At 63.9% G+C, this 6,176-nt stretch carries 9 protein-coding genes; 1 reads left to right on the plus strand and 8 read right to left on the minus strand.

What is annotated here, in order from left to right; all coding sequences use genetic code 11:
* The coding region (locus RDM88_RS11155) for a hypothetical protein (protein ID WP_308754912.1) at positions 1-233 on the plus strand (233 nt) is incomplete at its 5' end.
* Between the two features lie 50 nt (positions 234-283).
* Here the strand turns inward: RDM88_RS11155 and RDM88_RS11160 are convergent.
* The 8 genes from RDM88_RS11160 to RDM88_RS11195 form a co-directional block, all read right to left on the minus strand.
* On the minus strand, positions 284-979 hold the full coding sequence (locus RDM88_RS11160) for a M23 family metallopeptidase (RefSeq protein WP_308754913.1): 696 nt from the start codon (positions 977-979) through the stop codon (positions 284-286).
* Positions 980-1,235: 256 nt separating this feature from the next.
* Positions 1,236-1,610, minus strand: a complete 375-nt coding sequence (locus RDM88_RS11165; protein WP_308754914.1) for a TSUP family transporter — start codon at positions 1,608-1,610, stop codon at positions 1,236-1,238.
* Positions 1,607-1,957, minus strand: a complete 351-nt coding sequence (locus RDM88_RS11170; RefSeq protein ID WP_308754915.1) for a sulfite exporter TauE/SafE family protein — start codon at positions 1,955-1,957, stop codon at positions 1,607-1,609. The genes RDM88_RS11165 and RDM88_RS11170 overlap by 4 nt, the downstream gene beginning before the upstream one ends.
* A gap of 143 nt (positions 1,958-2,100) precedes the next feature.
* The gene (gene upp / locus RDM88_RS11175; protein WP_101548775.1) at positions 2,101-2,730 is read right to left on the minus strand and encodes a uracil phosphoribosyltransferase; all 630 of its coding nucleotides are present in this window, start codon (positions 2,728-2,730) and stop codon (positions 2,101-2,103) included.
* Positions 2,731-2,766: 36 nt separating this feature from the next.
* Complete coding sequence (rpiB, locus tag RDM88_RS11180) at positions 2,767-3,204, minus strand: ribose 5-phosphate isomerase B (protein WP_308754916.1); 438 nt, start codon at positions 3,202-3,204, stop codon at positions 2,767-2,769.
* Positions 3,201-3,917 (minus strand): tRNA (adenosine(37)-N6)-threonylcarbamoyltransferase complex dimerization subunit type 1 TsaB, encoded by a 717-nt coding sequence (gene tsaB / locus RDM88_RS11185; protein ID WP_308754917.1) that lies wholly within the window; start codon positions 3,915-3,917, stop codon positions 3,201-3,203. The genes rpiB and tsaB overlap by 4 nt, the downstream gene beginning before the upstream one ends.
* Positions 3,914-4,339 carry a tRNA (adenosine(37)-N6)-threonylcarbamoyltransferase complex ATPase subunit type 1 TsaE gene (tsaE, locus tag RDM88_RS11190; RefSeq protein ID WP_308754918.1) on the minus strand — a complete coding sequence of 142 codons (426 nt, stop codon included), beginning with the start codon at positions 4,337-4,339 and terminating at the stop codon, positions 3,914-3,916. Before tsaE ends, tsaB begins: the two co-directional genes overlap by 4 nt.
* Positions 4,340-4,365: 26 nt before the next feature.
* Positions 4,366-6,033, minus strand: a complete 1,668-nt coding sequence (locus RDM88_RS11195) for a formate--tetrahydrofolate ligase (protein ID WP_308754919.1) — start codon at positions 6,031-6,033, stop codon at positions 4,366-4,368.
* Positions 6,034-6,176: the final 143 nt, after the last annotated feature.

Raw genomic sequence — 6,176 nt, forward strand, 5'->3', positions numbered from 1 at the left:
CCGGGGTGCCGGCCGCCCTTCCGCCGTCGTCCGCCTCCCTTCCCGACGGGTTCTCCGAGCCGGTGGAGCGCGCGCTCGCCCGCACGGAGGCCCGCAGGGGAGAGGCGGAGCTGGTCGCCGTGAGCGTCACCCCGTCCGGGGAAGGACTTGTGGTGCTTCTCTGCGTGCGCACTGGGGACGGCGTCTGCGCGGACCGTTATGTCTGGCGGGACGGACGCCTGCTGGAGGGGTAAACCGCTGGAAACGCGGCGGCCGCCGCGCTGTTCTATGGGAGAATAGGAAGTCAGTCAGAAACTTTGCCCATCGTTTTGAGGGGGTCGACCCACGCGCCGCCGACCTTCATGGCAAAATGGAGGTGGGGTTCGAGGGAAATCTCACAGGGAATATCGCCGACCGCTCCGATCGCCTGGCCGACCTGGACGCTGTCGCCCTCCTTGACGGAGGTCTTTTTGTCAAGTCCGCAGTAGATCGAAGTGATGTCGTCGTGGTGGAGGATTTCGATGGTCATGCCCATCAGCGGGTCGTCGCGCACGGCGGTCACCTTGCCGTCGCACACCGCTTTGACCTGCGCGCCCTTATCGGCCTTGATATCGATACCGTCATGGGTGCGCCATTCCTTCAGGGTTGCGTTCTTGACGAGCTCACCGCCGCTGTAGGGCGCGAAAATCTCGCCCGAGATCGGCAATACGAAGGAGGAGGGCTGCGGCTCGGGCTGCGCCTTTGCCTCTACGGAGGGCTCGTCCGGTTTGGACGCAGCCGCGGAGGAGGACGAAGGCACTGTAGATGAGGAGGACGAGGCCGACTTGCCGTCGACGCCGACGCCGCTCTGCGCTTTTCCCGCCTCCTCCAAATCGGGGAAACCGTAGGTCGGCTCCTGTGTGCTGGAAGGCGCCTGCTGTTCGATCACGCGGTCGTTATTCTGGTCGATCCGCTCGATGGTCTTGTCTACCGCGACCCACGCGGCGGTACCAGCTCCCACCACACAGATCGCAAGGGCAATGTAAAAACCTTTTCCTGCCATGAATTTACTGAATTTGCTCTTTGGATTATAAGAATCATTCATTTTGTGGTTACACCTCCGGTATTATTTTGAACGCTAGGCAAGCGCTTTATACTCTGATAAAATTTTCTTTCTTTGCCGCTCGGGGAGCAGCGGAGCCCCCCTGGGGTTTCCGCCCAGAAGGCGGAGGGCCTGCCGGCCACCGGCAAGCTCCGCCGCCCGATGAGCGGCATATCTAAGGAGCCCGGGAACCGGAATCCTTTTGGAAAAGCTCGCGCACGCCGATGATGAGCAGCAGCCCGGCAAAGAGCTTGGAGAGCAGCGGTCCGCCGGCGAGCCCGCCGAGCCACACGCCGAGAAAGACGGCGGGCAGGCCCGCGAGGATGCAGATGCCCGCGGCCTTCCAGCTGATGAGATGGTTGCGGGCGTGCAGGAGGATGGACAGCACCGCGATGGGGAGGAAAAAGATGAGGTTGACGCCCTGCGCTTCAAATTGTTCCACGCCGCCGAAGACGCGCAGGTAGAGCAGCAGCACAGCCCCGGCACCCATGCCGAGGGAGCCGAGCAGGCCGCTGAGGAGGGAGACGACGGCGATGACGATCCAGCTCATTGCAGCAGCAGGCGCACCGCGGAATAGAGCACGATGACGCCGAAAATGCGGTGGAGCCAGACGGTTTTGATCTTGGGGAGCAGCCATGCGCCAATCCCCGCGCCCACGAGGCCGAGCGGGATGAATTTCACCGCGCTCATGACGTCGAGGTAGCCGCGTGTGAGATAGAGCACGCTGCTGGCGATCGAAAGGGGCAAAATCACGGCGATCGAGGTGGCATGCGCGCGCTCGGCGGGCAGGCCGTCCCTGTGGAGCATCGGTACCACCACCATGCCGCCGCCCGCGCCGAAGAGCCCGTTCAAAAGCCCCGCAGCCGCGCCGGTCAGGATAAATTTCAAGTTTTTCATCATTTCCTCCCAAAATAAAAAAGGCGCTGTTTGGAATTAGCTTTCCAAACAGCGCCTTGAAATATGCTTTCGATCATCATATGGATTGCCGTGCCGAAGGCCGGCGTTGATTCCCCTGCGGCAGGACCCCGCCGCGGGGCGGCTTACTTCGTGCCGAAGATGCGGTCGCCCGCGTCGCCGAGGCCGGGAACAATGTACATGTGCTCGTTGAGATGGTCGTCGAGCGCGCCGACGTAGATCTGCACGTCGGGATGGGCCTTCTCCATGGCGGCGAGGCCTTCGGGCGCGGCGATGATGCACATGAATTTGATGTTGGTACAGCCGCGCGCCTTGAGCTGGTTGATCGCGTCCACGGCGGAACCGCCGGTGGCGAGCATCGGGTCGAGCACGAGGATGTCGCGCTCCTGGATGTCGGCGGGCAGCTTGCAGTAGTACTCGACAGGCATATGGGTATCGGGGTCGCGGTACATGCCGATGTGGCCGACCTTTGCGGCGGGAACGAGGGAGAGCAGGCCGTCGACCATGCCGAGCCCCGCGCGCAGGATGGGGATAAAGGCGATCTTGCGGCCGGCGATCACATTGAACTTGCCGACACAGATGGGCGTTTCGACCTCGACCTGCTTCATCGGCATGTCGCGGGTCGCCTCATAGCACATCAGCATGGCGATCTCGTTGGTCAGCTCGCGGAACTCCTTGGAACCGGTGTTCTTGTCGCGCAGGAGCGTGATCTTGTGCTGGATGAGCGGATGGTCCATAATAAACGGCTTTGACATGTTACGTCCCCCTGTCAGTAGATATGGTGTGGTGAATTACCTGCTTTCCAAAGCGGAAATCTTGTCGATGCGGCGCTGGTGGCGGCCGCCCTCGAATTCGGTATGGAGAAAGACGTCGGCCAGCTCGATCGCGAGCCCCGGGCCGATGACCCGGCCGCCCATGCAGAGGGCGTTCGCGTCGTTGTGCATGCGGGTGTATTTCGCGCTGAAGTAGTCGGAGCAGCAGGCCGCGCGGATGCCCGGGACCTTGTTGGCGGCGATCGAGATGCCGATGCCGGTGCCGCAGAAGAGCAGCGCCCTTTCGCACTCGCCGGAAACCACCGCCCCGCAGGCGGGCGCGGCCACATCGGGATAGTCGCAGGACGCGCCGTCGAAGGAACCAAAATCCCTGTAGGCGATCCCCTGTTCATCGAGCCAGGCGCGGACTTCCTCCTTGAGCAGGAAGCCGCCGTGGTCGGCAGCCAAAGCGATCATATGCTTGAACCCTCTTTCGTCAGTTTGGCAAGGCGCTCGCGTTCCGCCTGCGGCAGGCGCAGGTACGCGGGCGCAAGGGAAGCGGGCGGCAGGACGTCTCCCCGGAGATACGCCCGTCCGGCCGCGAGCGCGGCGGACGACGCGCGCGGAAAGCGCAGCGCGGGCGAGGGAAGGGTGAGGTTTGCCACCCGATCTTTGAAAACATTATAACACATTTCCGCCCCGTCTCCAACAAGAAATACGCGCTCCCCAAACTTTTTCAGACGCTCCCCGAGTTCGGAGAGGGAGACGGCCTCGTCGGCGGCCAGCCGTTCGGGGGATTCCCCGCCCGACCGGAAGAGCGCGGTATAGACCTGAGAGCAGCGCGCGTCGAGCACGGGGCAGACGGCGGCGTCCAGCCCCTGGAGATTCCACGCGAGCGCCTCAAGGGTGGAGACGCCCACGCAGCCTTTGCCGAGCGCGTGGGCCATCCCCTTGACGGCGGAAAGCCCGATGCGCAGCCCGGTGAAGGAGCCCGGCCCGTCGGTGACGGCAAAGAGCCCGATCTCCGGAAGGGGGACGCGGGTCTGCTCCAGCAGGTTTTCGACCATCGGCAGGATGGTCTGGGAATGGGTCAGCTTCACGTTGGTGAAGAACTCCCCCAGCAGCTTCCCGTCCTCGGTGACGGCGCAGGAGGCCGACTGGGAGGAGGTGTCGATCGCCAGAATTTTCAAAACCGTTCCCCCTCGATCGTCAGTTGGCGGGTGTCGTCGTCGACCCGCTCGAGCGTCAGCATGATCACGCCGTCGGGCAGCGCCCCCTCGATATTTTCGCTCCATTCGATATAGAGCACGCCGTCCTGCTCGAGATAGTCGAAAAATCCGGTGGAATAGAGCTCGTCAAAGCCGGAGACGCGATACATATCGAAATGATAGAGCGGGATATTACCATTTGTATATTCATGCACCAGCGCGAAGGTGGGACTGGACACCTCGTCGGCAAGTCCCAGCCCGCGCGCCAGCCCGCGCGCAAAGGCAGTCTTGCCCGCGCCCATGCCGCCGCGGCAGGCGATCACGTCGCCCGGGCGCAGCTTTTCGGCAAGGGCGGCGGCAAAGTCCTCCGTCTCGCGGGTGGAACGGCTCAAAAATCGTATCACAGAGTTTCCTTCCTTGCCATCAAAAATCAGAAGAGGCCGGAGATGTGCCCGTCGGCGTCCACGTCGATCTGGTAGGCGGCGGGCGCTTTCGGCAGGCCGGGCATCGTCATGATGTCGCCCGTGAGCGCCACGATGAAGCCGGCCCCCGCCGACAGGCGGATCTCCTTGACATTGACCGTGAAGCCCTGCGGCCGCCCGAGCTTCGCCGGGTCGTCCGAGAGGGAATACTGCGTCTTTGCCACGCAGATGGGCAGGTCCGCCTTGCCGAGCGCCTCGATCTCCCGGATCATCTTTTCGGCGGAGGCGCTGTAGCTGACCGCCGCCGCGCCGTAGATGCGCGACGCGATCGTTTCGATCTTCTCCTTGATGGGCAGCGCGGTATCGTAGAGCGGATGGAAATCGGAGGGGTCCTCGCACGCCTCGACGACGGCGCGCGCAAGCTCCATGCCGCCCTCGCCGCCCTTCGCGAACACCTCGGAGAGCGCGAACCGGCAGCCCGCCTGCCTGCAGTAGTCCGCGAGGATGGAGAGCTCCTCTCCGCTGTCCGCCGCGAAGCGGTTGATCGCCACGACGACCGGAACCCCGAACTTCTGCATGTTCTCCACATGCGCCGCGAGGTTCACAAGCCCCCTTTTGAGCGCCTCGGGGTTGGGTACGCCCGTCTCGGCCTTGGGCACGCCGCCGTTATATTTGAGGGCGCGCACCGTCGCGACGAGCACGACCGCCGACGGGGAAAGCCCCGCGTAACGGCATTTGATGTCCATGAACTTCTCCGCGCCCAAATCGGAGCCGAAGCCCGCCTCGGTGATCGTGTAGTCGGCGAGCTTGAGGGCGAGCCGGGTCGCGCGCACCGAGTTGCAGCCGTGCGCGATGTTGGCGAACGGCCCGCCGTGCATGAGCGCGGGGGTGTTCTCGAGCGTCTGCACGAGGTTGGGCTTGAGCGCGTCCTTGAGAAGCGCGGCCATCGCGCCGTTCGCCTGGAGGTCGCGCGCGTAGACAGGTGTATTACTGTAAGTATAAGCGACGAGGATATCTCCCAAGCGTTTTTTCAGGTCGGTGAGATCGGCGGCGAGGCAGAGGATCGCCATCACCTCGCTGGCGACGGTGATCATAAAGCCGTCCTCGCGCGGCACGCCGTTCACCTTGCCGCCAAGGCCGACGACGACGGAGCGCAGCGCGCGGTCGTTCATGTCCATGCAGCGCTTAAAGAGGATGCGGCGCGGGTCGATGCCGAGGGCGTTGCCCTGCTGGAGGTGGTTGTCGAGCACCGCGCAGAGGAGGTTATTGGCGGCGGTGATCGCGTGCATGTCGCCGGTGAAATGCAGGTTGATGTCCTCCATCGGCAGGACCTGCGAATAGCCGCCGCCCGCCGCGCCGCCCTTGATGCCGAAGACCGGCCCGAGGGAGGGCTCGCGCAGCGCGATGATCGCGTTTTTGCCGATTTTCCGCATCGCCTGGCCCAGCCCGACGGTCGTGGTGGTCTTGCCCTCGCCCGCGGGGGTGGGGTTGATGGCGGTGACGAGCACGAGCTTGCCGTCGGGGCGGTCCGCCAGCCGGGCGTAGACCGATTCGGACAGCTTGGCCTTGTAGCGGCCGTAGGGCTCCAGCTCCTCGGGCAGGATTCCCAGCTGGCCGGCGATTTCATGGATGGGCAGCATGGACGCCGCCTGCGCGATCTCGATGTCAGTCTTCATGGCTACGGTCCTTTCAAAACGATGTGATCCGCCGTCCGGCGGGCGGGCAGGGGGAGCGCCCCCGTGATCAACGGCTGAAGAGGTTGCGGGAGGTGTGCATATAGACCGAGAGCACAAGTCCCAGCCCGAGGTAGATGGCGAGC

The sequence above is a fragment of the uncultured Anaerotruncus sp. genome (assembly GCF_902490045.1).
Lineage (GTDB): Bacteria > Bacillota > Clostridia > Oscillospirales > Ruminococcaceae > Anaerotruncus.

Excerpts from the sequence above, each read along its gene's own strand:
- RDM88_RS11195 (WP_308754919.1), bottom strand. The coding sequence starts at position 6,033 with ATGAAGACTGACATCGAGATCGCGCAGGCGGCGTCCATGCTGCCCATC.
- RDM88_RS11165 (WP_308754914.1), bottom strand. The coding sequence starts at position 1,610 with ATGAGCTGGATCGTCATCGCCGTCGTCTCCCTCCTCAGCGGCCTGCTC.
- rpiB (WP_308754916.1), bottom strand. The coding sequence starts at position 3,204 with ATGATCGCTTTGGCTGCCGACCACGGCGGCTTCCTGCTCAAGGAGGAA.
- upp (WP_101548775.1), bottom strand. The coding sequence starts at position 2,730 with ATGTCAAAGCCGTTTATTATGGACCATCCGCTCATCCAGCACAAGATC.
- RDM88_RS11170 (WP_308754915.1), bottom strand. The coding sequence starts at position 1,957 with ATGAAAAACTTGAAATTTATCCTGACCGGCGCGGCTGCGGGGCTTTTG.